General features: G+C 40.3%; 28 protein-coding genes. 23 read left to right on the top strand and 5 right to left on the bottom strand.

Features of this window, described 5'->3' with window-relative positions:
- Positions 1-16 precede the first annotated feature (16 nt).
- From E0H77_RS00530 to E0H77_RS00460, 16 genes are all read left to right on the top strand, one after another.
- On the top strand, positions 17-865 hold the full coding sequence (locus E0H77_RS00530; RefSeq protein ID WP_131374140.1) for an ORF6N domain-containing protein: 849 nt from the start codon (positions 17-19) through the stop codon (positions 863-865).
- Between the two features lie 452 nt (positions 866-1,317).
- The gene (locus E0H77_RS00525; RefSeq protein ID WP_131374137.1) at positions 1,318-1,782 is read left to right on the top strand and encodes a phage tail tube protein; all 465 of its coding nucleotides are present in this window, start codon (positions 1,318-1,320) and stop codon (positions 1,780-1,782) included.
- 51 nt (positions 1,783-1,833) lie between these two features.
- Positions 1,834-2,307 carry a phage tail assembly chaperone family protein, TAC gene (locus E0H77_RS00520; RefSeq protein ID WP_131374135.1) on the top strand — a complete coding sequence of 158 codons (474 nt, stop codon included), beginning with the start codon at positions 1,834-1,836 and terminating at the stop codon, positions 2,305-2,307.
- Between the two features lie 233 nt (positions 2,308-2,540).
- Entirely contained in the window at positions 2,541-2,984 is a 444-nt protein-coding gene (locus tag E0H77_RS00515; RefSeq protein WP_131374133.1) for an Sbal_3080 family lipoprotein, read from the top strand.
- A 61-nt stretch (positions 2,985-3,045) separates the two neighbouring features.
- Positions 3,046-7,317, top strand: a complete 4,272-nt coding sequence (locus E0H77_RS00510) for a transglycosylase SLT domain-containing protein (RefSeq protein WP_131374130.1) — start codon at positions 3,046-3,048, stop codon at positions 7,315-7,317.
- The gene (locus tag E0H77_RS00505; protein ID WP_131374127.1) at positions 7,317-8,114 is read left to right on the top strand and encodes a hypothetical protein; all 798 of its coding nucleotides are present in this window, start codon (positions 7,317-7,319) and stop codon (positions 8,112-8,114) included. Before E0H77_RS00510 ends, E0H77_RS00505 begins: the two co-directional genes overlap by 1 nt.
- Before the next feature lie 12 nt (positions 8,115-8,126).
- Positions 8,127-9,044 (top strand): hypothetical protein, encoded by a 918-nt coding sequence (locus E0H77_RS00500; RefSeq protein ID WP_131374125.1) that lies wholly within the window; start codon positions 8,127-8,129, stop codon positions 9,042-9,044.
- A 5-nt stretch (positions 9,045-9,049) separates the two neighbouring features.
- Positions 9,050-10,078: a hypothetical protein gene (locus tag E0H77_RS00495; protein WP_131374124.1), complete on the top strand. Its 1,029-nt coding sequence runs from the start codon at positions 9,050-9,052 to the stop codon at positions 10,076-10,078.
- Entirely contained in the window at positions 10,062-10,556 is a 495-nt protein-coding gene (locus tag E0H77_RS00490) for a DUF1833 family protein (protein WP_131374122.1), read from the top strand. Before E0H77_RS00495 ends, E0H77_RS00490 begins: the two co-directional genes overlap by 17 nt.
- A 20-nt stretch (positions 10,557-10,576) precedes the next feature.
- Positions 10,577-10,942 carry a hypothetical protein gene (locus tag E0H77_RS00485; protein ID WP_131374120.1) on the top strand — a complete coding sequence of 122 codons (366 nt, stop codon included), beginning with the start codon at positions 10,577-10,579 and terminating at the stop codon, positions 10,940-10,942.
- Entirely contained in the window at positions 10,920-13,412 is a 2,493-nt protein-coding gene (locus E0H77_RS00480) for a host specificity factor TipJ family phage tail protein (protein ID WP_131374118.1), read from the top strand. Before E0H77_RS00485 ends, E0H77_RS00480 begins: the two co-directional genes overlap by 23 nt.
- Positions 13,413-13,426: 14 nt before the next feature.
- The gene (locus E0H77_RS13695; protein WP_165491466.1) at positions 13,427-13,594 is read left to right on the top strand and encodes a hypothetical protein; all 168 of its coding nucleotides are present in this window, start codon (positions 13,427-13,429) and stop codon (positions 13,592-13,594) included.
- A gap of 63 nt (positions 13,595-13,657) precedes the next feature.
- On the top strand, positions 13,658-13,915 hold the full coding sequence (locus tag E0H77_RS00475; RefSeq protein WP_131374116.1) for a holin: 258 nt from the start codon (positions 13,658-13,660) through the stop codon (positions 13,913-13,915).
- On the top strand, positions 13,899-14,441 hold the full coding sequence (locus tag E0H77_RS00470; RefSeq protein ID WP_131374115.1) for a glycoside hydrolase family protein: 543 nt from the start codon (positions 13,899-13,901) through the stop codon (positions 14,439-14,441). Before E0H77_RS00475 ends, E0H77_RS00470 begins: the two co-directional genes overlap by 17 nt.
- Positions 14,438-15,028: a hypothetical protein gene (locus tag E0H77_RS00465; protein WP_228258270.1), complete on the top strand. Its 591-nt coding sequence runs from the start codon at positions 14,438-14,440 to the stop codon at positions 15,026-15,028. The genes E0H77_RS00470 and E0H77_RS00465 overlap by 4 nt, the downstream gene beginning before the upstream one ends.
- Before the next feature lie 162 nt (positions 15,029-15,190).
- Positions 15,191-15,589, top strand: coding sequence for a pilin (locus tag E0H77_RS00460; protein ID WP_131374113.1), 399 nt, complete (start codon positions 15,191-15,193; stop codon positions 15,587-15,589).
- A gap of 188 nt (positions 15,590-15,777) precedes the next feature.
- Here the strand turns inward: E0H77_RS00460 and E0H77_RS00455 are convergent, their stop codons facing one another.
- Both E0H77_RS00455 and E0H77_RS00450 read right to left on the bottom strand, forming a co-directional pair.
- A complete protein-coding gene (locus E0H77_RS00455; protein ID WP_131374111.1) occupies positions 15,778-16,026 on the bottom strand; it encodes a hypothetical protein in 249 nt (82 codons plus the stop codon).
- 28 nt (positions 16,027-16,054) lie between these two features.
- Positions 16,055-16,612, bottom strand: a complete 558-nt coding sequence (locus tag E0H77_RS00450; RefSeq protein ID WP_131374109.1) for a hypothetical protein — start codon at positions 16,610-16,612, stop codon at positions 16,055-16,057.
- Positions 16,613-16,914: 302 nt separating this feature from the next.
- On the opposite strand from E0H77_RS00450, the gene E0H77_RS00445 reads away from it, so the two are divergent.
- The 3 genes from E0H77_RS00445 (at position 16,915) to E0H77_RS00435 (ending at position 19,151) form a co-directional block, all read left to right on the top strand.
- Positions 16,915-17,556, top strand: a complete 642-nt coding sequence (locus tag E0H77_RS00445; protein ID WP_131374107.1) for a hypothetical protein — start codon at positions 16,915-16,917, stop codon at positions 17,554-17,556.
- Between the two features lie 192 nt (positions 17,557-17,748).
- Positions 17,749-18,342, top strand: coding sequence for a hypothetical protein (locus E0H77_RS00440; protein ID WP_131374105.1), 594 nt, complete (start codon positions 17,749-17,751; stop codon positions 18,340-18,342).
- 62 nt (positions 18,343-18,404) lie between these two features.
- Positions 18,405-19,151, top strand: coding sequence for a hypothetical protein (locus E0H77_RS00435; protein ID WP_131374103.1), 747 nt, complete (start codon positions 18,405-18,407; stop codon positions 19,149-19,151).
- 27 nt (positions 19,152-19,178) lie between these two features.
- Here E0H77_RS00435 and E0H77_RS00430 read toward each other — a convergent pair whose 3' ends face one another.
- Positions 19,179-19,526: an Arc family DNA-binding protein gene (locus E0H77_RS00430; RefSeq protein WP_131374101.1), complete on the bottom strand. Its 348-nt coding sequence runs from the start codon at positions 19,524-19,526 to the stop codon at positions 19,179-19,181.
- Positions 19,527-19,694: 168 nt separating this feature from the next.
- Between E0H77_RS00430 and E0H77_RS00425 the strand changes: the two genes are divergently transcribed.
- The 3 genes from E0H77_RS00425 to E0H77_RS00415 all read left to right on the top strand — a co-directional run bounded on the left by E0H77_RS00425 (position 19,695) and on the right by E0H77_RS00415 (position 21,250).
- On the top strand, positions 19,695-20,513 hold the full coding sequence (locus tag E0H77_RS00425) for a BRO-N domain-containing protein (RefSeq protein ID WP_131374099.1): 819 nt from the start codon (positions 19,695-19,697) through the stop codon (positions 20,511-20,513).
- A gap of 63 nt (positions 20,514-20,576) precedes the next feature.
- A complete protein-coding gene (locus tag E0H77_RS00420; protein ID WP_131374097.1) occupies positions 20,577-20,804 on the top strand; it encodes a hypothetical protein in 228 nt (75 codons plus the stop codon).
- A complete protein-coding gene (locus E0H77_RS00415; RefSeq protein WP_131374095.1) occupies positions 20,801-21,250 on the top strand; it encodes an XRE family transcriptional regulator in 450 nt (149 codons plus the stop codon). The genes E0H77_RS00420 and E0H77_RS00415 overlap by 4 nt, the downstream gene beginning before the upstream one ends.
- Positions 21,251-21,376: 126 nt before the next feature.
- Here E0H77_RS00415 and E0H77_RS00410 read toward each other — a convergent pair whose 3' ends face one another.
- The gene (locus E0H77_RS00410; RefSeq protein ID WP_131374094.1) at positions 21,377-22,045 is read right to left on the bottom strand and encodes a hypothetical protein; all 669 of its coding nucleotides are present in this window, start codon (positions 22,043-22,045) and stop codon (positions 21,377-21,379) included.
- A gap of 377 nt (positions 22,046-22,422) precedes the next feature.
- Positions 22,423-23,067: an alanyl-tRNA editing protein gene (locus tag E0H77_RS00405; protein ID WP_131374093.1), complete on the bottom strand. Its 645-nt coding sequence runs from the start codon at positions 23,065-23,067 to the stop codon at positions 22,423-22,425.
- Positions 23,068-23,154: 87 nt separating this feature from the next.
- Here E0H77_RS00405 and E0H77_RS00400 point away from each other — a divergent pair, with 87 nt between their 5' ends.
- Positions 23,155-24,087: a LysR family transcriptional regulator gene (locus tag E0H77_RS00400; protein WP_131374091.1), complete on the top strand. Its 933-nt coding sequence runs from the start codon at positions 23,155-23,157 to the stop codon at positions 24,085-24,087.
- Positions 24,088-24,189 lie beyond the last annotated feature (102 nt).

Here is a 24,189-nt window from a genome sequence, read left to right as displayed (position 1 = left end):
ATCCTTTAGGTGATTTATGAATACCGTTGCAAATATTAATAACCAAGAAATATCCATTGTTAATTTTAACTCTATTCCAGTTGTTACGACTGAGATGTTAGCTAACTTCTATAAAGTTGATGTTAAAAACATTCAAAATAATTTTTTACGGAATGCTGACCGTTTTATTGAGGGAAAACATTTCTTCAAAATAGTTGGTCAGGAGCTACGTGAGTTCAAAAAATCACTAACCATCTTAAAGATGGTTAGTCAAAATGCTAAACATCTAGTGCTTTGGACTGAACGTGGTGCAGCCCGCCACGCCAAAATGCTCGACACCGACCAAGCATGGGAAGTATTTGAAAAACTCGAAGACTGCTACTTCACCGTACAAACAGCAAGACAAGGCAACTCCAAAGCAGAACGTGTGGCACTCAATGACGCCGTGAATATGTTGGTCGCCAAAACCAAACACCTCAACTTTAGCGAAGCCTATAAACTGATTCACCAACGCTTTGCAGTAAACGGCATAGATGAAATTCCCTATGACATGCTGCCAATCGCCGTGGCGTATGTGCATCAACTGATTGCGCTGTTTAGCCAAGAAAAACAAACACAACCTGACCAATATGCCGATGCAACCGCCCGCCACATGCTTTGGCTGAATCATTGGTGGTCTGAATTTGGCAGCACCATCATTAAACTGAGTCCATCAATGGGACATGGCATCCACGATCATTTTAAATTTGGCGCTGAAAGTGCAAGACAGGTCGTTGGGCGAGAAGTGTATATGCCGATTTTTGAACTGGCAAAACAACATAACTGGCATGGTGGCGGTATGGGCTATAAACAGTTAAAGGAATGCAACATTATATTAAAAAATTGATTATGTTTTTTATATGTGAATTTTTGGAAAAATTCACGATTACAGCTTTATAAGCAATAGATAATATTAAACCACCTTTCGAGGTGGTTTTTTTATGCCTGAAAAACGATGAAAAATTGTGGAAGCATTTCCAGTAACTTTAAAACACATAGGTCGGTAAAGTACCTCAAAAGCAAAAACCCCAGTGCTTGGAACACTGAGGTTTTTAAATCAACTCAACCGTGACAGTTAAGGAGAAATATCTCTGTGCCCAATATAACAGAAATTTTAGAGAAGGTAGAGAAGCTCATGGAGAAATATGGGTTCTGGAAAGTAACAGGGTTTGTCATTGCAGCAATACTGGCTTGGCAATTACCACAAATCATTACCGCCCTACGATGATAGCAAATCCTTAAATAATATCGCGCCTCCTTCGGGAGGCTTTTTTATGCCTGAAATTAGGAGTAATACTCATGGCAAAATTACGTGTACAAGGTTCTCGTTGGTGGGCATTTGATGGCACAACTTTAGTTCGTCTCGTTTGCTTAAAAACATTTGATCCTGGTTCAGATTCAGCAGGAAAAATTGAAATAACCTGTCTAGATGAAGAAGAAACCAAATCCTATATTCCTGGTCTATCTGATCCTGGTGACGGTTCAATGGGGTTTGATATTGACACAGCAAATACAAGCCACTTGCAGATTGTTCAGTGGGCAACTGATAAAAAGGAATTAACTATTATTCAGGGTGGTACTGATTCACAATCTATTCCAACTGTTACAGGTGGTGTATTGGATGATCTTCCAGCAGACCGTACATGGTGGAAATTTGAAGCATCATTGACCACTCCAGTATGGAAATTTGATGCCGATACCTTGGTCAACTGTACAGTGACCATGCAACGTAAAAGTGCAACAAAATGGATTCCTAAAACCTAACATCAAATCTTCATAGCCCCTTAATCGGGGCTTTCTTTTTAGGATAGAACAATGAAAAAGCTTGATATTACAGAAATTAACGCAGGTGTATTGATTGCTAAGCCACAAGCAGTCACAGTTCAAATTAAATACAATGGTGAAGATGCTGAGTTTGATACTTTTATCAAACCGTACTCTTATGATACCGCCGTGGCAAAGCTACGTGCTTTTGGTGAAAATAAAGAGGCATTGGCAGGTATTTTAGCCGCTTCTATTTGTGATGCAGAAGGTAATCTTCAGTTTACAGAAGCCCAAGTTCGTCAGAATTTCAGCCAAGATTTAACGGATGCGCTTTGGTTTAAAATTGTAGAAGTAAACTCGTTGGGAAAGACACAGAACTTGAACCCGAAACGGAACTCATCTGTGAAATCGCAGTCGCGACGGGTAAAAGCATCGAAGAAGTCCAAAACCTTACATACACAGAAATTAAAATCTGGGCAGCCTACGTCAGAAAATACGGAAGCCTCAACATCGGCCGAAGAATAGAGCAAGAGCTGGCACGATTGCATCACTCATTTTTGGCATCGAAGGGCGTTAAAAATGTTGAGCTTGTTGACCTCATGCTACATGAGGGAACTGAAAAACGAGCTGCAAATGACGAGTCAGAATTTGATGATGATGCTTTAACTGCATATCTGATGCAAACGACTTAATCGTGAGTTTGCATCACTTTAAGTAAATTGAGTATATTCTAGTCTCTTGTCAGTAAGAGATTAAAAATGAAAAAAATAATTCTATTTATTATGGGTTCAATCACTTTAGGTTTAACTGCATGTACCTCAATTCAGGTTAAAAACAAAAATGGTTTTGAACCTAAAAATATGAAACAGGTTTGTGTTATTGATAACCCCAAAGTGACTATTAATGGATTTAATGATTCTATTGTCAGAAGTTTTGCCCGACATAATATTAAGGCATCGGTATATCCAAGTACCTCAATCCCAATGTTTTGCGAAACTACAATGAAATATACAGCGCTGCGCTCATGGGATATCACAACTTATATGTCATATGCCAAATTTACACTTGAGAAAGATGGGAAAATAGCCTCTGAAGCTGAGTTTAGATTAAAAGGAAAAGGTGGTCTGGCATTAAATAAGTGGAGAAGCGTTGATACCAAAATTGATGAGTTAGTTGACGAATTGCTGAATACCAAACATTGATAAATAACCAATAAACCAACCCCGCCTAGCGGGGTTTTTTATTATCTAGAGGAAAGTAAATATGGCTGCATCTCTCGGTCGTTTAACCCTTGATCTTGTGACCCGTATCAGCTCATTTACCGAGCCTCTAGAACGGGCTGAACGTCAGGCAGAAGGTTCGACTAAAAAAATTGCCAAATCATTTGATGTTGCATCTTTGGCTGTCAAAGCGTTAGGTGCAGTTGCGGCTGGCTTGTCTGTTGCCAGCGTTATGGCATATGCAGAAAAATTTGTAGATGCTGGCAACGATATTCAGAAATTTGCCAAGCTATCCAATGCCTCGATTCAGCAATTCCAATATTACGCAGTCGGTGCAGATACTGCAGGCATTTCAATGGAATCCTTTGCTGACAAAATGAAAGATATGCAAGACCGTATCGGTGATTTTCAGCGTACTGGAGGTGGGCCATTAGCCGATTTTTTTAATGACATTGCCCCGCGTGTGGGTGTGACTATTGAACAGTTCCAAAAACTATCAGGCCCACAAGCATTACAGCTTTTCTATGATTCATTGCAAAAAGCAGGCGCTTCAACCAATGACATGAAGTTCTATATGGAATCAATCATTTCAGATTCTTCGTTATTGATTCCATTGCTTGAAAATGGCGGTAAAGGCTTTAAAAAATGGGGGGATGCTGCTCAGCAAGCAGGTTCAATCATGTCAGATGACATGGTTAAAGAGTTGGCACTGGCCAAAGAAAACCTGCAACTTTTAGATTTGCAATGGCAAGGGTTTGAGGCAGAGCTGGTCAATGTTGCTGTACCTGCATTGAAAGAAGTCATGACCCACATGGACGAGGTCAAAGCCGTTGCGACAGTGCTTGGAGCATATCTGGTTGGTGCTGCTGTGCCTGCGACCGCAAAATATGTTGCAGGAGTTTATGAAAAGATCTCGGCTTTAGTGGCTGAACGTCAGCAAATCTTACTGAATACTGAGATTGAAGCAGTGCGGGCTGCACGTACTGCACAGCTGACTGGCATTGAGTTGGCAAATGCTGAAGCACAATTGATTCGTTTATCTGGCATGCAACGCTTAGCTTTTGTTGAACAAACCTTGATTCCGCTACAAGCTGCTCATGCTGCTGCATTGCAGGCAGATACAGTTGCCCAGGAAGCGAATAATGCAGCCAAACTCACTGCTGCTAATGTTGGGCGAGGGTTACTTGGCGTTTTAGGTGGGCCAGTTGGTTTGGGTCTGACCGTTGCCGCAGTTGCTGCATCTTATCTATTGCTCAAAGACAATACCAAAGATACGGCTCAAGTTTTGGATACTCAGGGTAAATCTGTCGATGAATTGGTTCAAAAATGGCAGCAATTAAATGCAGTTCAAAAAGATACGGCAATTAGCCAGTTGACCAAGCAAGTTGAAGAGTTGCGGGTTAAATATGTCACCGCATCATCGGATCTGAGCGCATATATCGGGTATATGGAAGATTCTGGGCGAGTTTCTGGAAGTATTGCTAAGCAAATTCAAGATTTATATGGGCAATACTTACAGGGTGAAAAATCTGCTGACCAGTTCTATAGCGCAGTAAAATCGATTAACGGTGTCAGTGATGAACAAATCACCAAGATTCGTGATTTGGTTTCTGCCAATGATGGGGCTAAATCTGCTTATCAGCAGCAAAAAGACGTTTTAAATCAGCTCAATCAAAAAACCGATGAAGCAGCGAAAAAACAACAGCAGCATGCTAACGCAACAAATAATGCAGCAGCGGCTTATGCGCTTCTCACTCAGAAACAGATGGAGTATGTACGAGGTGTTGAGAAGAGTTTACTGCGTCAACAATATATTCAGGATTTAGTAGGAAAACATGGATTTAGTCGCGATAAGGCGGAAGCTTATGCGGATACACAAGAACGCATAAATGGTGATAATGCTTATAAAAAGCCAGTCGGCGATCAAGCGGTAGCTGCAACAGTTAAAGATTTTTATAGCAAAAAATATGAGCTGGATGGTAGTGATCGTAAAAAAATTGCTGGGGCTGTCGCATTAGTTGCTAAAAATAGCCTTGAAGATATTGCTAAAAATAAAGGGCTTCCATCTGGGTTATTAACAGGTCTTATTGCAACTGAGTCTGGCGGTACCAATGCGACAAGCCCAACAGGTGCAAAAGGTTTCTTACAGACAACGGAGGGATTTAGAAAAACCTATCATTTAACAGTTGCAGATAATACTAAAAATCCTGAAAAAGTTGCAGCGGCAGCTGCTGAGGATTTAGCCAAGAACTACAAGAAATATGGTAATTGGCTTGATGCGATTATGGCGTATAACGGTGGTACTGGTGGAGTCGATGCACTTAAAGCAGGTCGAATTTCAGATCAAGTTACTGCAGCGGGTGGCTATCAGAAAATCAATGGTCTTGGTTATGTATCACCAGCGAAAGCTAAAGAGATGCGGGATCATGCAAACCGAGTCTTAAAGTATCAGGCTGGTGCGAATGGTAAATCGAGCATTGATCAATCCATTTTAATGCCGAGCCAAGATGATTTGCTAGCTCAACAAGCAGCTGTTGCAGAAGCAACCAAAGCTCAGCAAGATAAAGAGCTTGAGATTCGTAGTAAATACTATACAAAAGAGCAGCAGCTTGCTAAAGACAATGCCGATGCTATCAAAGCGATTAATTCAACCCTGACAGGTTCAGCTCAAACTGATGCTTTGGCAAAACAGGCTGAATTATATAAAAGTCAGCTTCAAACCTTGCATGCCCAGGAGAAGGAGGAATATAACCAGCTACATGCATTTGAAACAGATCGGATTACTCAGTTAAAAAATGAGTATGATGTTAAAAAACAACTTGTTGAAGCTGACTTAACAAAGAGCAAAACTGAGCGTGAAGATGCCAAGTCTGCACTTGATCGTCAGATGCAAGCTGAAATTGATGCAGTCAAACGTCAAGAGGCCCAGCAGATACTATCTGCTAGACAGGGATATGATGACACAATTGAAATCATGAAAGAGCGTTATGCGCTTGAACGTGATGAAATTGCTAAAAATACCCAAATGACTAAAGCTGCTCGTGATGCCTGGTTGCAAGCAATTGATCTGAGCTATCAGCATGAAATTAAAAATGCTGAATTAGAGAAAGAGTCTCGATTACTTACAGCTCAAGAAGGTTTATTGACTGAATCTGCAATGGTCGTTGCCCGTTATCAGCTTGAACATGAGCAGCTTAAAAACATTACAGGAGTCAGTAAGGAGGAGATTGATGCACGGTTAGCATATCAAGAGTTAGCACAGCAGAAATCTCTCAAAAAATTGGTCGAGGATAATCAAAAAGCATATCGAGAAGCCTACAACTCGGCATTGGGATTACCAACCAATCAGTTTGATGTGAATCATCAAACCATTAAAGACTTGCAAAATGGCAGTAATGAGTTACGTGATTCACAGTTGGGTGAAAGTCAAAATGCTCAAGATAATCTGACCACTGGTTTAGCTGATCAATATAGTCAAGGTCTGATTTCTGAACAGGAATACCAGACTCAACTCAGTGATATTGTTCGGCAGGGTGAAGATGAACGCGCTCAGATCCGTGAAGATGCTGCTCAACGTGAGCAGGATATTCAGAATGTATCTAAGCAGCTACAACTTCAAACGGAGCTCAGTTACGGAGAGCAAATTTCTGGTTCTATGGCTGAAACCATGAAAGGAGCATTTGGTGAGCAAAGTGCAGCCTATAAAGCTGCATTTGCCGTTCAAAAAGCATTTGCGATTGCTCAGTCTATGGTTGCAATTCAGACGGGTATTGCACTTGCTGCGGGGCAGCCATTTCCAGAAAACTTAGCTGCAATGGCTTCTGTTGCTGCTGCAACAGCCAGCATTATTTCAAATATCAGTTCAGTCGCTGCTGGTTTTGCGACAGGTGGTTATACGGGATCAGGTGGCAAGTATGATGTTGCGGGTATCGTGCATAAAGGTGAAGTGGTTTGGTCACAAGAAGATGTTGCTCGATCCGGTGGTGTTGGTGCTGTAGAACGTGCACGTCGTGGCGGTATCAGTGGTTATGCCGATGGTGGTGTAGTTGGTAGTCTGGTTGGATTTGATGCTTCTACATCTCAAAGCAAAATCGCATCTGCATTGACAGATTCATCCAGTGCAAATCAAGGTGCAAACATTACCATCAACAACAACTCAGGTGCACAGGTCAATGCCCAGCAGAACAGTGATGGTTCAATTACGATTGATGTTGTGGATCAGATGATCAAGCGTTCCTGGCAGCAATTGGGCAATGCCAATTCACGCGAAAGCAAGTCACTGGCACGCAATACCACGGCAAGGAGAAACCGATAATGAATCGTCTTGATCTTTGCCCGTTACAAGCCAGTTATAGCGTGCAGTTTGGTTGCTCGGTGCAGCGAGATCATTTACCAGGAGGATTTTCCCGTTATAGCACCGTGACCGAGTCTAAAAAGCATCTGGTCAGTATCGCTTACAAAGTCACAGAGACGGACTATTTGTACTTTCGGGCATTTTATTTGAACTGGCAGCGTCACCCGCTGCCTTTTTTTATGAAGGTGTTTATTGAAGATAGCAAGTACAAGGATTACATCTGCCAGTTTGTGCCCGACAGCTTTAACTTTGCTGAACTGAATGGGCGGATCTTCAATGTCAGTGCTCAGGTTCTTGTCGTGATCAGTCCTGTCATTGCGCTGACTTCGCGGATGTATCCGTTTCAGTTTGTGGAAAGTATGGCGACAGATTTTGCGCTGAAAAATGGGGTACAGCGTCAGGTGATGAATCTCACGGATGCTGATGTTGAAGCTGTTCAGACGGCATTTGCACTGTCACAAGCCACAATACGTTCATCTATTGCACTTTATCCAGATCCTGGTAATAGCAGTGGCTCAGGTGCAACAGGTGGTGGCGATCAGGCAGTACTTGAGGGGGTAGGTACATCATTTGCACTTATAGGCGCAACAGTTGAAGTTTACAACCCATATCACAGTACAACCACATCGCCTGAAAGTGTTAATACGGCATTCGCATTAATGTCTGCATCACAAAGAAATGCGCTAATCATAAATACGATGCAACCTGAAAATGTATCAACATCATTTGCACTCGTTGGTGCACAGATTACAAATTAATTAGAGGTTAATATGCAATTACAGGCACATAGTAAAGTTGGTGCTAGATTTAAATTGATTGTGCGTAAAGCCAGTGATGACAGTATCGCAAGAGAGACTGATTGGTTTCACAATCTTGTTTTAGATACTGGTTTAAACCGTATGTCAGTCGGAACATGGATAGACCGTTGTTGCGTTGGTACAGGTAATAGCACACCTGTGGCTACCCAGACAGCACTTAATGCATTTCTAGCCAGTACAACAACAAGGCAAGCAACAACAACAGGAACTCAAACAACAACATCACCCTATTATCGTTGGGCGAAGGTGACCTGGCGTTTTGGTCAGGGTGTTGCTGCTGGAAATGTCAGTGAAGTCGGTTTGGGTTGGGGCAATGCGAATTTATGGAATCGGGCATTGATCAAAGATGCCAACGGCAATCCAACAACGATTACTGTACTTTCAGATGAGTATCTGGATGTTGTTTCTGAAATTCGTAATTATCCAACCCAAAGCCTATCAGGAGCATTTAATTTACTTGATAAAAATAGTGCAGTTATTGGTAGTTACACATATAACGGAATCCCTTGGTTTAGTGGAACTTATGCAGATTTTTCAAAAATAGCTCCATATCAGCTTTCTGTATACTCTGGAGTAAAAGGTACAAGTGTAACAACTGCTCCATCTACACAATTAGGTTCTATTACTACTCCTGCAATATCTGCTACTTATCCAACACCTACATCCATGCAAGTTGTCGGAACTTTTAATTTAAATGATGTAAACGGAACACATCAATCCTTCCTTCTGCAAACAGTTGGTTTAATGACTTATGGAAATGGTTCAAATCCAGAATCTTATCAATTCCAAATCTCACCAACGATTACCAAAACTTCATCTCAAATCATGACATATGCGTTCACGATGAGTTGGGGCCGCTATATAGGATAATCCTCATGCTACCAGATCATACTTTATCTTCAGCCAGCATCTTCGCTGGCTTTTTAGTGCCTGATCGGGTCAATGACTTGATCGATTATGAGTGGGGTGGTACGGATATTCAGGACGCATCCAGTGGCCTGCAAGTCAAAATCTGGATGTGTTTTTATCAGGATGGCTGGATCTGTATAACCGACAATGCAGGAATCACACATCAATTGCTTGAAGTGGCCCATCTCACCCAACTGAGCTTTGCCTTTAGTTTTTCCATGCGTCCCTATGTGACTTATGTTGCCGATGGCATTGCCTATTTGTGGTGGTATGACACCACTATCAGCGCTTATGTCACAACAACCTATGATGTTGAGCACCTGACTCCGCAACTGGCACTGGATGACCATCGTGCAGAGCAGTCCGTCAATGCTGATGTGATCTTGGCCTATATTCGCAATGACACCTTGTATTACCGCCAACAGCGAGGCCGCTTTCAGACCGAGTACGAGTTAGGCACAGCCTCAGCCCTAGTGCAAATCGGCATGACCCGTAACTACCGCTTTGCCTTTGCCCTGAAAGCCGTGGTGAACCGTTTCAATATCTACTATGACCAGGCCATCATTGAACCGCGCAATATTGCAGGGGCACGCTTTAATCATCTGGATCTCTGCCCGTTGCAAGCTTCCTATGCCATGACATTGGGCAATAGTGTGATTCAGGCAGAAGGCTTAACCGACAACCATTATCGGGCTACTTTTGAGCAGTTAGAAAATGTGGTCACGACCAACTTTAACTTAAGTGCTGATGATTACAGTTACTTCACCGCGTTCTATCGGGTTTGGCAGCATCTGCGTAAGCCATTCACCATTGATACCGTGATTGATACACGGGTATTACAACGCTACAAGGCACACTTTGTGCCCAACAGCATTGGCATGACTAAAAACGGACGCATATTTCAGGTCACGGCTCAAATGCATATTTTAAACAATGCGCTCGATCACGTGGCCATTCAAACACTCGCGGAGTCACGCAATGAGCAATCAGCTTGAAGAATACCTGTTTGCCACTCAACCTGCCTACCTGATCGAATGTATCGAGATCAAGCACAGCCTGTGGGAAAACCCGCTGCGCTATGTCACCAACATGGCGGATGGGGTTAGTGTCGGACATGACAGCAGTTACTTTAACTATGAATACGTTCCGCTTCAGATCGACAAGGGCAGCAGCTCGGATGATCTGGATCAAAGTCTGAGTATTACCATTGGAGACTTGGGCGATATTGTTCCTGACCTGATTGATCAGATTCTGGATGCGGGTTCAACCGAACGCCCACAAGTCACTTATCGGGCCTATTCAAGTCTGGATCTGTCTACGCCAATCCTGGTGATTGATAACCTCGAAGTCACAGACCAAAGCTCGGATTATCAGTGCACAACCTTTAATGCCGAAGCACCGAAACTCAATGCAGTGGGGACAGGTTTGCTGTTTACCAAAGCCAACTTTCCAACGCTGATCGGCTTTTATTGAGGCTGATTGGAGCTTAAAAAATGGATCTCACACTCTTTGAAAAGCATTATGACGTTTTACGTTATCACTGCGTACATTTTGTGATTGATGCGGCACAGTCACTCTTCGGTCAAGACTATTCCAGCAGCTTTATTGGCTTAACAGGCGCACTGAATCAGGCGATCACCACATCACGGCAAACCGTGATCAAAAACAAACGACTCAAGCAGCCACAGCACGGCTGTATTGTGCTGATGACCAGCCTCACAGGGGATAACCATGTGGGGCTTTTTTATGATGGCAAAGTCCTGCATCTCAGTGATAGCGGAGTGCAGTACGTCAGTTTAAGAGCGTTAAACATTCACTATCTCAGGTTTCGATATTATGAGCATGTTCAGAATCTTTGAAAATCCACTGGATGCATCCAAAGTCACCATCGAGCATACGGACAACGTTCTGCGTGCCTTCCTGATGATCAAAGCTCAGTATCCACAGGCCCGAATCTATAAGGGCAATCCTTGTGCTGAAAATGATGTCACCCCGCACGATAAAGCCACCGCTGTAGCTTTACTGAATGCTGATCCTGATGATCAGTTTGATGTGGTCTGTCATGCGGGGGCGGCAATTCTACCGTATGTGTATTATGCGGTGGTTGCGATCATGGCAGCCTATTCGCTGTACACCGCCTTAACCATGAAAACCCCATCAGCAGCAGAACAAGGCTCAAGTAATAATGATCTGTCTAACCGTAGCAATAAACAACGGTTGGGAGCACGGGTTGCTGATATTTTTGGTACAGTGAAAGCCATTCCAGATCTCATTTCACCACCTTATTCTATTTACAATAGTGATGGTATTGAAATTGAAGAATGCCTGATGTGTCTGGGGCGTGGTTATTATAAAATCACTGATGTACAGGATGGTGATACTGCTGTGGCGAGTATTGCGGGAGCATCTGCCAGTTTTTATGATCCATATACGTCAATTATAGGGACGCCTGCTTATCAGATTGGGGATACTTTTTTAGAATATCCTAAGTACGTAAAAAAATCGGCATCAATTAATGGCCAGACCATAGAGCAACCCAATACCGCAGTTTTAGAAAGTAGTGATATCTGGTTTGAAAGCCCTAATCTTATCAAATCTGCAAATGTTGATTTTACCCAATACTTTGTTGCATCAGATCGAATCTCATTAAGTGGCGCAGATTATCAGGATGGTCAAGGAGCGCTGATCGCACTGGATGATACATATACCATTACTAGTTTAAATACCAATACGATTGCGCTGACTAACCCAGCAGCTATTAATGAGGACTGGGAGAAAATTGAAGCATTACCCAATCATAGTACACAAGGGCAATCACCAGAAATTCGATTTGATATTGTAAGTTCCAAGTATGTGGGATGGTTTAACTTTGATATGCCTAATGCAAGGCAGGCTGTTTTTAACTTCTTTTTTCCAAATGGATTGTACTATCAGGATTCCAAAGGTGGCGTCTGGGATGAAGGAATGACGGTAACTATTGAAGTTCAGTCCATCAATAGTTCAGGAGATCCAATTGGATCTGTAACATCAATTCATCAATATATTCAAGCAAAAAGCAAATCCCAGTTTGGAAGAACAGTTTATGTGGATTTACCCGTTGCTGGATCTTTTCGCTTTCGCCTAAGTCGGACTACAGCAACACAGGCAGGTAAGACACAAGATGCCTGTAAGATTAAATCAGTCTATGGAATGTGTGATTCTGAAATTGATCATTTTGGAAATGTGACGATTGTACGCACCCGAACAGTTGCAACAGATGGTGCTTTATCTGTAAAAGACCGTCAGATCAATTGTATCGCCACCCGTAAGCTCTACAGCTATGCGACAGGCGAGCGATCTGCAACACGTGTAGCAAGTCACAACTTTGCAGATATGATATGTGAATTAACAACAGATCCTCAGATTGGTAGACGTTCAATAGACATGTTAGATGTTGCCAGTCTCTATGCCACGGCTGCTGAAATAAAGCAGTATTTTGGCACAGCCATCGAGTTTAACTACACCTTTGACGATGCCAAGATGTCCTATGAAGAAACACTGGCTGTAATGGCATCGGTACTGTTCTGTGATGCGCGTCGTGAATCTAACATCGTGTACTTTGCCTTTGAACGACCGCAAGCGATTCCAACTTTACTGTTTAACCATCGCAACAAAGTTCCGCAGTCAGAAAAGCGCACCAGTAGTTTTGGAGTAAATAAAGACTATGATGGCATTCAATTGACGTGGATTGATCCAGATGACAGTTGGTCTGAAAGCGAGATCAAACTGCCCAATGATGATGTGATTAACCCTCAAAAAATTGATGTCAAAGGCGTGACCAACCGACAGCAAGCCTACTTGCTGGCACATCGCGCCTATAACAAATTGCTGTATCAGCGGCGGGCAGTGGAGTTTCAGACCTACCACGAAGCTGATCTGGTCACCCGCAACGATCTGCTACTGGTGGCCGATGACACCAAACAGCAGGTGATCAGCTCAGGGGCGGTACTGGATCAGGACGGTTTATATCTTCAGCTCTCGCAAAGTTGTGAACTAGAGGCAGGGCACAACTATGTCATTCACCTGCAACTGCCCAATAAATCCGTGGATGTAATCGCAGTCACGCAGGGCGATGATCAGCATGAAGTGTTGCTGACACGCGCACCCACGGCCAACCTGATTTTGGAATATGACGGCAATCTAAGTTGTACCCAGTACATCATCACCCGTGATACGGGAGCAAAGCGGGATTTGTTCCTAGTCACTGAAAAATCCAGTGAGGGCACAATCACTGCGATTAATTATACCGATCTGTATTACAACAACGATCAAGACTTTATGAATCCATAACACAGGACTAAATGATGAAATACAAAGTGATTACCCACCGCATTTACCGTATTGAACGAGAAATTGAAGCCAATTCACAAGAGGAAGCCATGAAATATGGCGAAGAATTACAGCAGGCTGATCTGCCCGATGATGCCATTCGCAGTGATGATTTAGGCGTTCAGGAAATCACAGAAAGCTAAAAGCATATTGAATTGGATTGCACCGAATAGGGTGCTTTTTTATTGCCAAAAATTGGGGGAACTATGGCAGATCAAACATTCGATAACACCGCTTCAACGTTACTCGCCAGTAAAACTGCGATGTATGGCGGAAGTATTGGCGCATTGTCATCGTGGTTGGCATCACTGGATTTGGGTTTCTGGATCAGTGTGTTGATTGGTGCAGGGGGCTTGGTGATGAATTGGCACTTTGCCCGCAAGAAAGACAAACGTGATGCGATTGAACACAAAGCCTATCTCGAATCTTTAAAAAAGGAAAAATGTGATGTCGAACAAGACTAAATACTACGTCATTGGAACTTTAGCCGCCGCAATTGGCGGCTTTTTTATTGATGGGATTAGTGATCCTGGCGTAGCGTACACGGGATCGAAAGAGGGCTTTCGTTCAGTACCGTATAAAGACATCGGTGGCGTGCCGACCATTGCTTTTGGCAACACCATCCACCCTGACGGTCGCAAGGTCAAAATGACCGATCCGCCTGTATCTAAAAAGCAGGGGCTTGAATACCTCAAGGCACACTACGCCAAAGACGCACCGGTGTTCAATAAGTCATTAAATGGCATCAAGCTGTCGCAAGATGAGTATGACCTGTATGCCGACTTCTCATATCAGTTCGGGCAAAGTACCTGGTCTAAGTCATCCATGCTGAAGAACCTAAAAGCGAGGCAATACACACAGGCATGTCAGTCCTTACTGAAATACAAGTATGCCGCAGGGCATGACTGCTCTATTCGTAGCAATAACTGCTATGGCGTGTATCTGCGACAAGTGGAACGCTATGACAAGTGTATGGGAGCAAACCTATGATGACAGCCCTTGCAATCCTCCGCGCCTTATGGCGTTTTTTTTGTGCCTGTTTTCAGTGGGTACTGGCACATAAACGGTGGTCATTGATCATTGTCCTTGTGCTTTATGGCTTATTCCAGACTTGGCAAGCTAACAGTCTGGCAAATGATCTGAACAAAGCTGATGCTCAATGCACGGCAAAAGTAAACAAAGTACAAGCTGACTTTGATGAGTACAAAGCCAGACAAAAAGAAGCCAATGAAAAAGCCAAAACCGCTGCAATCACCCAAGAAAAAACATGGGCTGAACAACTTTTAAAGGTAGAACAAGATGCGGGTAAAAAAATACAAGATGCGGTTGCTGCCGCTAGTGCTGCTCAGTTGGCTAATCGCGGGCTGTCAGAGCAGATCAGTCGTGCCAACCAACATCTGTCCACAGCTTCCAAGCAAACCATCATTGATTACACCATTGCCAACGGAGAGTTACTCGAAGTATGCACAGCAGAATATCGAACAATGGCAGAAAAAGCTGACGGACACGCAATTGATGCGGAGCGATTAAGTCAGGCGTGGGATGTAGTAGAAAGTGGGGTGAAGCCATCTACATGATGGTTTTTTTATTTGTTAACAGATAACAGTGTACATATTAATTCAAAAAATAAATTGATTAAAAATTAAACATTTTATATATTTTTTAAGTATGAAGAATATAGTCATAAATTTTACTTAAACACAATAAATCTAATATACCCTGAATTTGGAGAAATACTTATGAATACTCATCATAAGGGGTTTAGTTTAATTGAATTACTTACAGTTGTAGCGATAATAGGTGTTTTAGCTGCTATAGCATTTTTAGCATATCAAACTTATATAGTGAGAACACAGGTAACCGAAGCTATAGTTCTAGCAGGTGGTTTGAAACCCCAAGTTGTAACAGATATAGCACAGAATAGTTGTAATAATGATTCATCTACGGGAACATATGGTGTGGCCGTAGTTGCTGGTACAGCACAGAATTGCACTATTACTTATACATTTAACAATACAAATGCTACAGCTATTCTAAAGTCAAAGGTAATAGGTTTTGATGTTGGCTCTAGTGGAACTCTTGCGTTAAATTCAGATACCACTGTAGACAACATATACCTACCCAATTCAATAAAATGATTTGTTGATAGATCCTATGGGAGTGATTGAGTCAGGCATGTGGAATCATCGCATGCCTTTTTTGATTCTTTTAGTTATATATCTAATTTTTCTTGAATGGTTTACTGTAAATTTAGAACACTAATTTTAAAAATAATAAAAAGTAATTTACAGTCTCAATCATAATTTTGATGAAAAATTAGAATACATTAATCATCATTGTCTAAGTAAACCCAGAAGTGCTGCACTTCATTAATGAGTAATTGATAGCGATAATATTTTTCTAAAGGTAATGAAGAGTTATGTTTGTTTATAAGAAAAACATCAACTTCAGCAACCCCAGTCTCTTCATTGAGTGTCATGAAGATATCTCCAATTAAAGAATAGCCATCTTCGATGAAGTGAGAAATTCTTTTATGCACTTCTGCTTTTAGAGATGAGTACAAATCTTCATCCATATATCTTCTCTCCTATTTTTTATTATTACTAAGTCAAATCCATTGACTCTCTCAAAACACTCTTCTGAATCTGTGACAAAACCCGACGTCGAATAAGGCCACTGACTGGGCGGATCAGATACCAGTATAGTCTAAATTTTGATAATGCCTTTTTATCTACACAATATACCCGTGTTTCAGTTGTAACGCGGGTATGTGTCTCATCGAGCTGTTCAACCGAGAAATATAAGGCAAGTTTCGCGCACTCAGGCTGATCAAATGCCAAAAATGATGCCCTGTCTACAATAGGAGCTTGTCCATAGTCCAGTTTCCAAAACTGACCTGCTAAGCCAAAAATAACTTCCTGATCGCCGTTTTGTTCAAGTAAGGTGAAGTTGTCCAGACTGAAATAGTCTTTAGGTTGCTGTGATTTATGTAGTAAGCGGTTAGGCAGTTCTCTAAGGGCAATTGCGCAACGGAAAAATGGGTCATCTTGTGTACGGTAGTTTAAAATTGCGTGCATAGCTTGTGCAGGGGATGCCACAACATCTAGGCTGTGCTTTTCTTGGTAGTGATATTTTGGTAAGTATTTTATATTTAAAGTCATCGTTTTTAGTCTAATAATTCTATACTAAAAGCATAGTTGGATATGCTGATAAGTCAATCAGATTTATAAATGTAAGGTGGTGAAGAGTGGGGAATGTACCACCTTAAATTTTTAACATACGCTGTAGTTTTTCGTTTTATAGCCATGTGAACCTTCACATGGCTTTTTTTATGTTTAAAGTGTTGGTCAGCCATCGTTTGGAGTAAAGTCCTCTAGTCAAGATCATTTTATTTACATATATTCTTTATTGTGAAAAAATACCAAAAGATAAAATATAAAAACTTTTAATTTTAGGGGGATACATGGCATTTAAACCAAGAAAAAACCAAAATAATAACTCTGGAGCAGCGGCCATTATTGGTATAGTTGTTACAGTTGTTTTAGCTTATAACATTTCGGGATATATAAAAAATAGACATAGTAATAACTCAGGATCAAATATTTCTGGGCAAACTAACCCTGAAACCAATAATGATTTATCTAAAATACAAAGTCTCGATCAACAAAGGCAATTGCAAGAAAAAAATAATGCTGTGCCCTTTGAAAAAAAAGTGATGTATTTTTTTAGCAACCAAGAGCCTGCGGTTGGAAAAATTACATTTGAAGCTGAAAATTATGATGTGGTTTTTACAGTTAGAGATAAAGCTACCAACAAAATTGCTGCGGTGATTCAGTTGTCACAAGACAGGACAGCGGAGCTGAATGTTCCTTTAGGCGATTATTCAGTGAATTATGCGCTTCCAAATGGTGGAACATGGCAGGGTTTAGAGAACCTTTGGGGGACTTTCACTAGCTACCATTATTCAAATCAAGAATTTTTGATTTCGAGAGAAAATACTGCGAATGGATACGTCATTCATAATCGTGGTATTAAATGTTGTCATCAAACTGTTGTAGCCAGCAATAGACATATTAGTAAATCTGAGTTTCTTGGTGGATCATAAAGGTTTGTTGGGTGAGTGTTGGGCAAAGTTAAAGAGCATCTGATGATGCTTTTTCTTCCTCAATTCACGCCGTAAAAAAGACATTTGGTTGACAAAGTTAAAATTCAGCAATAAAAACTGGTTGACAGATGTTGGAATTAGCAATAATTAGAAAACATACCATAATCCTTGAAAATTAAAGTTCGGAAAACTATGTGGGAATTTATTCATAAAATACTTGTACTGTTTTTAGAAAGAAAAAGTAAATTTAAACAAGCAGAAGAAAGATTGACTCGTAGAGAGGAATTTTTTGATGGCATAAAGAAAATTGATAACTTGGATATTGAAGAATATCAAAAACATGCAAGAAGAAATGGGCTAGCACAAGCATTGGTCGGTAGCCGTTTGGTTTCTTACAGATTAGTTGATTTTGTATCAAGAAATAAAAATATTGTTAATTTTGAAACTGTATCTAAGGATTTAGCTTTTTGGGATACAAGTTTAAATATTGAACGAGATAATGATCGAAATATTATAGGTATTACATTAAATAAAAAAGAGTACTTTAAAGAAAAATGCATGATGTTAATTACTTTCATTTTTAATGCTAGCATTTTTATTTATTCATTATTTATATATAAAACAAACTTATTATGGTTGGGAAATTATTTGTTAATTCCAGATTATATTGCAAAAATTGTCCTATTAATTCTAAGTATTTTTTTACTGATAACATCTTTTTTATTATTTATTTCTACTATGATTTTATTTGATCTTAAAAGAATGGTTGATTTACTTAATAGATAGATTTTTAAAGAATATATTTAGTATATATTGTTGATTTAAAATATTATTTATGTAGAGAGAAAATGACTAAATCTAGTGCTGCTGACTTAGGATGGATTAACTCACTAACATGGTATATGTCTGCAAGAAAGACTGCGTTACGTGCAGCTCTCACATTTCGCACACCTATCTCTGTTCTTGATCAGATAGATATGAGAGTTCACTATTCTGGCTATTTTCTAAATCTTATGGCAGCAATAGATATTTTTGATGAAATAACTTTGTTGAAATCCAGTAATTTTAAAGAACAATTATATTCGAGTTTTGCGTTTAATGGATTTCCTAATGGAAAAGCTAATTATAGCTACATTCGTGAACTTCGTAATGCTGTAGTTCATCGTGGGTTAGATTTAACATCTGCTGCGCACATAACTGACGATAATTTTCCAATGCTATTAGCAGAACGACAAGTTCAAAATTTGAATAAGTCAAAGACATTCTTTGCTTTTGGAACATATCTATTAGACATCATCCAAAAGTGTGAGTCTATTATTGGTCCAGTGATGCTTGATTGTTTGAAAGATTTAGCTATTTTTGAAACGAATATAGATATAGAGGCTGCCATCAATAATTATTATCAATCTATTGAACAATCACAAGCTATACCAGAACCTTTTAAAGCAATGGCAAGGGGAATTGAATTTCAGCCTGAATGGGTAGAAATGGTACATGCTTCTGAAATGAAAGCGTTATGTGAAGCATTGACGGCATTTAATATAACTAATGAGTTAGAACTAAATCAAAATAAATATAATTTGAAAAATAAATGAAGAGTACGCACGCGCGTACTCATTAAATTAATCCCTAAAACTTTCACCTCTAGGGATAGAATACCAATAACGAATCTTCTTCCCATCATTAATGGTTTCAATATTGATGAGCTGATACTCAGGATGATCATAAAAGATTCTTGAGATCATTGCGGTAGCTTGCTCTTGTTGTTCTCGAAGAGACATTTCTTTCAAATCTTCAACACAATTTAGATCATTAAAATAGAGTGACCGACCTGAATTATTATTTTTACTTTGCTGTAAACGGTAAACAACCTCACCATTTATTGTTCGATGATTTAACTTTGCTTCACTCTCTAAGAATTCTTTCAACTCTTGTGGAACTCTAAGTTTTAGCTGAGCATCTTCGGTCATATCTTTATTTCCTTACGTTGGTATAAGAAAAATAGCACATTGACTTATAAACCACAATGGTGTAATTTTAAATTAATTTACACCATTGTTGGTGTGAATTCATTAAAAAAGCCCCTACAACTTGGCGGAAGAGGGGCTTTTTATCTAATCTCGACCAGGAGAAAAGACATGAATAGTCTAACATTTAATGCAATACAATTTCATCCAGTACAACAAAACGATGACCAAATTTGGATTACATCATCAGAGTTGGCTTATGCACTAGGCTATAAGCAGGCAGATGCTGTAACAAAAGTATTTAACCGAAATAGTGATGAGTTTACTCAAGATATGACACAGATGATTGAAAATCCTCAGACGCCCAATTTGGGCGTACGGGTATTTAACTTACGTGGTTGTCATCTCATCACATTCTTTGCCCGCACTCCAGTTGCTAAAGAATTCCGCAAATGGGCGCTTGATATACTCGAAAAAGAAGTACAGCCCAAAGCTAAAACCATCATTGACGACCGTATCCCACTTGCCGAAGCAGTCGGGCTACTGGTCAGCAAGTCGAGCCTAAACACAGTAGAAGTCTACAAAATGCTGCACCAACGCTTTGACGTAGAACATGTTGAAGACATTCCACTGGAAAGCTTGCCTTACGCCGTAGAGTACGTGCATAACCTTACGGCTGTGGTGTCTCAAAGTCACCAACTACAACGCCAAGACCAAAAGCAGATCCAGCAACTCGTTGAGGCAGTCATTAACCAAAACTTTAAAATGATGCACGTCTGGAACGCGCTCAGATTTTTAAACATGCAGGACTATCTCAAGTACTCAAGCCTGATCGTCCGAGCAAATGAACTCGCGTTAGACGTGAGCAAACGCTACAACATGCGTGGCTCAAACAGTCAGCCACTCATCAGCAAAGACTTCCGCATCGTCAACATGTCCAACGGGGAAATCATGGATACCAACCCAAACTGGTTTAATGCGCCTGCGTAAATGTTAGCTTGTTGACAAATGTCAACAACAGCATATAATTTAACAATAGTAAAAGGATTAAAGATGAAAAAACATCCTAATAAGCATATTCGAGAAGCCATCGAATACGCGATAGATAACGGTTGGGATGTTGCAGATACAGGCAAATCAGGGCATGCATTCTGTCGCTTAAAATGCGTGCTCGGGCATGCCGAACATCAAATGAGTGTCTGGAGCACACCAAAAGACCCAGAAACTCATGCAAAACAAATCCTTCGTAAAGTTAAACAATGCAACGGAGATGAACTATGAATACATATCACTTCACCGTAGTGGTACGTGATGCACGTTCAGACCTAGCAAATCTCGAAGACCAGTTTTTTGAAGCAGGCTGTGACGATGCATTGCTCTGTAGCTATAACGACACCATCTACCTAGAGTTTGATCGTGAAGCACCAAGCGCAGCACAAGCGATTACATCGGCTTTAGACAATATCCGTTCACTTGGCTTTTCAGATTTGATCGTAGAAGAACAAGGCTTTTCTACACTCTCTGAAATGGCAGAACGGGCAGGCATGAGCCGACAGGCACTTTCGCTATATGCTCAAAACAAACGTGGTGATGGAAACTTTCCAAGACCGATGTATGGACTGGCATCGAAGTCGGCTATGTACTCTTGGCCAGAGGTCGCAACCTGGTTATTTAAACAAGGCAAATTAGACAAAACACATTATGAAGTGGCGAGCACAGCCTCTTAATTTCGTGCTATTTCAGATGTAAAAAAGACTCTTTCGGGAGTCTTTTTTTATAAAAAAATTGAAAAATAACTGGAAAAATCTCTTTGGGGATAGAAGGTATTAGTTGGCTCTAAAAGTGATATTTCTTTAATTTTTTGATTTTAATTCATTAATTAACTTATCAATCACTTCATGTTCAAAATAGTGTATTTGAGGTGTAATTTTATCTAAAGAACTTTTAATTCCTGAGATAATATGTTTAGAGTCATTTTTTTCTAAATGATCCAGATTAAGGTTTAAGAATAAGTCATAGATTTTTTCTTCTTGCCCCTTATACCAGTCTTCTTTACTGCTATAAACCGAATATTTTCTTAAAGACTCTCTGAAATTTGATAAATTAAATTTCATTGATTTGGTTTCTATTAACAGAATCAGAGCTTCTCTATCTAAATTTTTGAGCTCTTCACTAAAACTCTGTGGGTTCTCAATTTTTTTTTCAAGATCATCTAATGATTTTAAAAAGTTCATAAAAGAAATATCAAATAAATCAAAGCTATCAATAACTTTCCATGCGAATTTATTAGAAATAGACTTATCGTGCTGTTCTCTCCAATCTGTAAAAAAAAGAACTGCTGTACAAGCTGCAGTAAAAGTCGCAAAGGCAAGAAATAGGTTGGTAAGTACAGAAATCTGATCTGAATCTAACTTAAATACATAACTTGCGATCATATAAATAGCGGCAAGAACTAAAAAAATAATCAAACAAATCCAGCCAAGCTTATTAAATAATTTTTCTTTCATTTTATCAGCCGCCATGCCAAACCCATTCAACTACTACTTTAGCAACTATTCAGTCCGCATGTCTTTTAAATCGCCAAACTTTTACATATGAAGTTCAATAGTAGTAATGGTTTTTTTTAATACAATTTTTCTATAACAAATTTGGAAAATAACTGAAAAAATCTTTCGGGGAATGGATTTCTAACTGACTGTTTTTATTGAGATTAGATTCTCGAATTTTACAGTGTTTATACACGAAAAAATGACCATAAATTTGTTGTTTAACATGGTATTAGCGGACTTTCGACGTAATATTGACATCGTAGAGGTCTTCAGTTCGAATCTGGATATTCATACCAAAATTAGCTGAGAAATCAACATATTAAAGCCCACCTTAAACAGTGGGCTTTTTATTATGCCGCAGACTTTGACACAATCGTATAATTTACAGTCAATTTTCCTTTTTTTAACTGAAGTTTTTGAATCTGAATATGTTCAATTTCAGCTAAATTTTCAACATGCGTTCCTCCACAAGGAAATGCAGAAAACTCACCAAAACTTACTTCACGATAACCATCAGCATTTTGTTTTACGGTAGTGATAAGACCTGCTGTCACATATTGATTACACCAATTTTCCAACTCAGGCAGTTCAATAGTTTGCGCTTGTTCTTGAGGGACAAACTGGACTTTGGCATCCTCGACCCAGTGTTGAGCCTTGATCGGCTGCCAACCTGCCTGTTGCAATACATGCCCAATCAGATGTCCAGCCGAATGCAGTCGACTGTAGAGCTGCCGTTTTTCTACATCTACAATTGCCTGTGCCTGACCTAATGCAATAGCTTCCGTACAGATATGCACAATTTCGCCATCTTGCAGAGCAACATGGGTTACAGCAACATCATCAATGAAACCCACATCACTCGGCTGCCCACCGCCTTGAGGATGAAAAGGCGTAGCAGACAGACGTACTTGATAAGTGCCATTGGCATCGGGTTCACAACTTAAGACTTCAACGCGACCCTGAGTTGCTCCAGATAAGTACAATGCTTCAGTCATCTTCATCTCCAAGAAAAATCGAACTGGCATTGTATTATGGAGGATGAATGTTGATAATTCGCTTTAAAACCAAATGACTTTTGCCTCATGAGCACAAATCAAAATCTGTATTTACTGCAAGAAATGGCGATCTTTGTCAAAGTTGTGGAAACGGGAAGTTTCTCAGAAACTGCACGTCAGCTTGGCACGACACCTTCGGCAATTAGTCGAGCAATTTCGCGCCTAGAAAAAGCCTTGGCAACGCGGCTGTTACAACGTACAACACGTAAACTGCGTTTGAGTGAAAGTGGCCAGCAAATTTATAGCCATTGCCAAGAAATGCTGAATGCTGCTCAAGCTGTAATGCAAAGCTCAGGGCAGTTTCATGCCGAACCTCAAGGTACAGTGAGAATCAGCGTACCCAAAGCCGTTGGGCATTTCTTGCTGCATCCCTGTATGCCTGAATTTTTGCAGCGTTATCCTAAAGTCAATATTGAAATGCTGCTCGAAGATCGCTACGTCGATTTGATTGATGAAGATATTGATTTAGCCATTCGAATTACTGATCAACCACCGTTGGGCTTAATGGGGCGTAAACTAATTGAAATTGATCATTTAATTTGTGCTACGCCTGAATATTTGCAGCAATATGGAACGCCTGAGCATCCTCGGGATTTAAAGCAGCATCAATGTATTTATTTGGGTGAGCAGCCAAGCGATTCCAAATGGAAGTTTCAGCGTGAGCAACAGATAGTGACCGTTGTGGTACAGGGGCGTTATGCCGCCAATCATACAGGCATTCGTTTAGATGCTGCTTTACAGCATTTGGGAATTGCCAGTTTGCCATATTTTGTAGCGCGGCAGGCTTTGGATCGTGGGGAGTTGCGGCAGATTTTACCTGAATGGCAATTTAAAACTTATTATAGTGGGGCAGCATGGTTATTGTATTCCACCACGCGTTATGTGCCGCCCAAACTCAGTGTGTTGATTCAATATTTGGCAGAAAAAATGGCGCAGCAACCGACTTTGTACTGTAAGTAAGTTTTATTAAGAGTTAAAAATGCATAATTCTTAAAGAAAGCACCATAAAATTTCTCACGTCATACTAGAATCGATTTCTTTGCTTTTGAGTATTATAAATCT

The sequence above is a fragment of the Acinetobacter brisouioides genome, from assembly GCF_004331075.1.
Taxonomy (GTDB): Bacteria; Pseudomonadota; Gammaproteobacteria; order Pseudomonadales; family Moraxellaceae; genus Acinetobacter.
The sequence above is the reverse complement of the archived record's forward strand: the minus strand, read 5'-3'. Positions and strand labels throughout refer to the sequence as shown.

Excerpts from the sequence above, each read along its gene's own strand:
- E0H77_RS00530 (WP_131374140.1), top strand. The coding sequence starts at position 17 with ATGAATACCGTTGCAAATATTAATAACCAAGAAATATCCATTGTTAAT.
- E0H77_RS00525 (WP_131374137.1), top strand. The coding sequence starts at position 1,318 with ATGGCAAAATTACGTGTACAAGGTTCTCGTTGGTGGGCATTTGATGGC.
- E0H77_RS00520 (WP_131374135.1), top strand. The coding sequence starts at position 1,834 with ATGAAAAAGCTTGATATTACAGAAATTAACGCAGGTGTATTGATTGCT.
- E0H77_RS00515 (WP_131374133.1), top strand. The coding sequence starts at position 2,541 with ATGAAAAAAATAATTCTATTTATTATGGGTTCAATCACTTTAGGTTTA.
- E0H77_RS00510 (WP_131374130.1), top strand. The coding sequence starts at position 3,046 with ATGGCTGCATCTCTCGGTCGTTTAACCCTTGATCTTGTGACCCGTATC.
- E0H77_RS00505 (WP_131374127.1), top strand. The coding sequence starts at position 7,317 with ATGAATCGTCTTGATCTTTGCCCGTTACAAGCCAGTTATAGCGTGCAG.
- E0H77_RS00500 (WP_131374125.1), top strand. The coding sequence starts at position 8,127 with ATGCAATTACAGGCACATAGTAAAGTTGGTGCTAGATTTAAATTGATT.
- E0H77_RS00495 (WP_131374124.1), top strand. The coding sequence starts at position 9,050 with ATGCTACCAGATCATACTTTATCTTCAGCCAGCATCTTCGCTGGCTTT.
- E0H77_RS00490 (WP_131374122.1), top strand. The coding sequence starts at position 10,062 with ATGAGCAATCAGCTTGAAGAATACCTGTTTGCCACTCAACCTGCCTAC.
- E0H77_RS00485 (WP_131374120.1), top strand. The coding sequence starts at position 10,577 with ATGGATCTCACACTCTTTGAAAAGCATTATGACGTTTTACGTTATCAC.
- E0H77_RS00480 (WP_131374118.1), top strand. The coding sequence starts at position 10,920 with ATGAGCATGTTCAGAATCTTTGAAAATCCACTGGATGCATCCAAAGTC.
- E0H77_RS13695 (WP_165491466.1), top strand. The coding sequence starts at position 13,427 with ATGAAATACAAAGTGATTACCCACCGCATTTACCGTATTGAACGAGAA.
- E0H77_RS00475 (WP_131374116.1), top strand. The coding sequence starts at position 13,658 with ATGGCAGATCAAACATTCGATAACACCGCTTCAACGTTACTCGCCAGT.
- E0H77_RS00470 (WP_131374115.1), top strand. The coding sequence starts at position 13,899 with ATGTCGAACAAGACTAAATACTACGTCATTGGAACTTTAGCCGCCGCA.
- E0H77_RS00465 (WP_228258270.1), top strand. The coding sequence starts at position 14,438 with ATGATGACAGCCCTTGCAATCCTCCGCGCCTTATGGCGTTTTTTTTGT.
- E0H77_RS00460 (WP_131374113.1), top strand. The coding sequence starts at position 15,191 with ATGAATACTCATCATAAGGGGTTTAGTTTAATTGAATTACTTACAGTT.
- E0H77_RS00455 (WP_131374111.1), bottom strand. The coding sequence starts at position 16,026 with ATGGATGAAGATTTGTACTCATCTCTAAAAGCAGAAGTGCATAAAAGA.
- E0H77_RS00450 (WP_131374109.1), bottom strand. The coding sequence starts at position 16,612 with ATGACTTTAAATATAAAATACTTACCAAAATATCACTACCAAGAAAAG.
- E0H77_RS00445 (WP_131374107.1), top strand. The coding sequence starts at position 16,915 with ATGGCATTTAAACCAAGAAAAAACCAAAATAATAACTCTGGAGCAGCG.
- E0H77_RS00440 (WP_131374105.1), top strand. The coding sequence starts at position 17,749 with ATGTGGGAATTTATTCATAAAATACTTGTACTGTTTTTAGAAAGAAAA.
- E0H77_RS00435 (WP_131374103.1), top strand. The coding sequence starts at position 18,405 with ATGACTAAATCTAGTGCTGCTGACTTAGGATGGATTAACTCACTAACA.
- E0H77_RS00430 (WP_131374101.1), bottom strand. The coding sequence starts at position 19,526 with ATGACCGAAGATGCTCAGCTAAAACTTAGAGTTCCACAAGAGTTGAAA.
- E0H77_RS00425 (WP_131374099.1), top strand. The coding sequence starts at position 19,695 with ATGAATAGTCTAACATTTAATGCAATACAATTTCATCCAGTACAACAA.
- E0H77_RS00420 (WP_131374097.1), top strand. The coding sequence starts at position 20,577 with ATGAAAAAACATCCTAATAAGCATATTCGAGAAGCCATCGAATACGCG.
- E0H77_RS00415 (WP_131374095.1), top strand. The coding sequence starts at position 20,801 with ATGAATACATATCACTTCACCGTAGTGGTACGTGATGCACGTTCAGAC.
- E0H77_RS00410 (WP_131374094.1), bottom strand. The coding sequence starts at position 22,045 with ATGGCGGCTGATAAAATGAAAGAAAAATTATTTAATAAGCTTGGCTGG.
- E0H77_RS00405 (WP_131374093.1), bottom strand. The coding sequence starts at position 23,067 with ATGACTGAAGCATTGTACTTATCTGGAGCAACTCAGGGTCGCGTTGAA.
- E0H77_RS00400 (WP_131374091.1), top strand. The coding sequence starts at position 23,155 with ATGAGCACAAATCAAAATCTGTATTTACTGCAAGAAATGGCGATCTTT.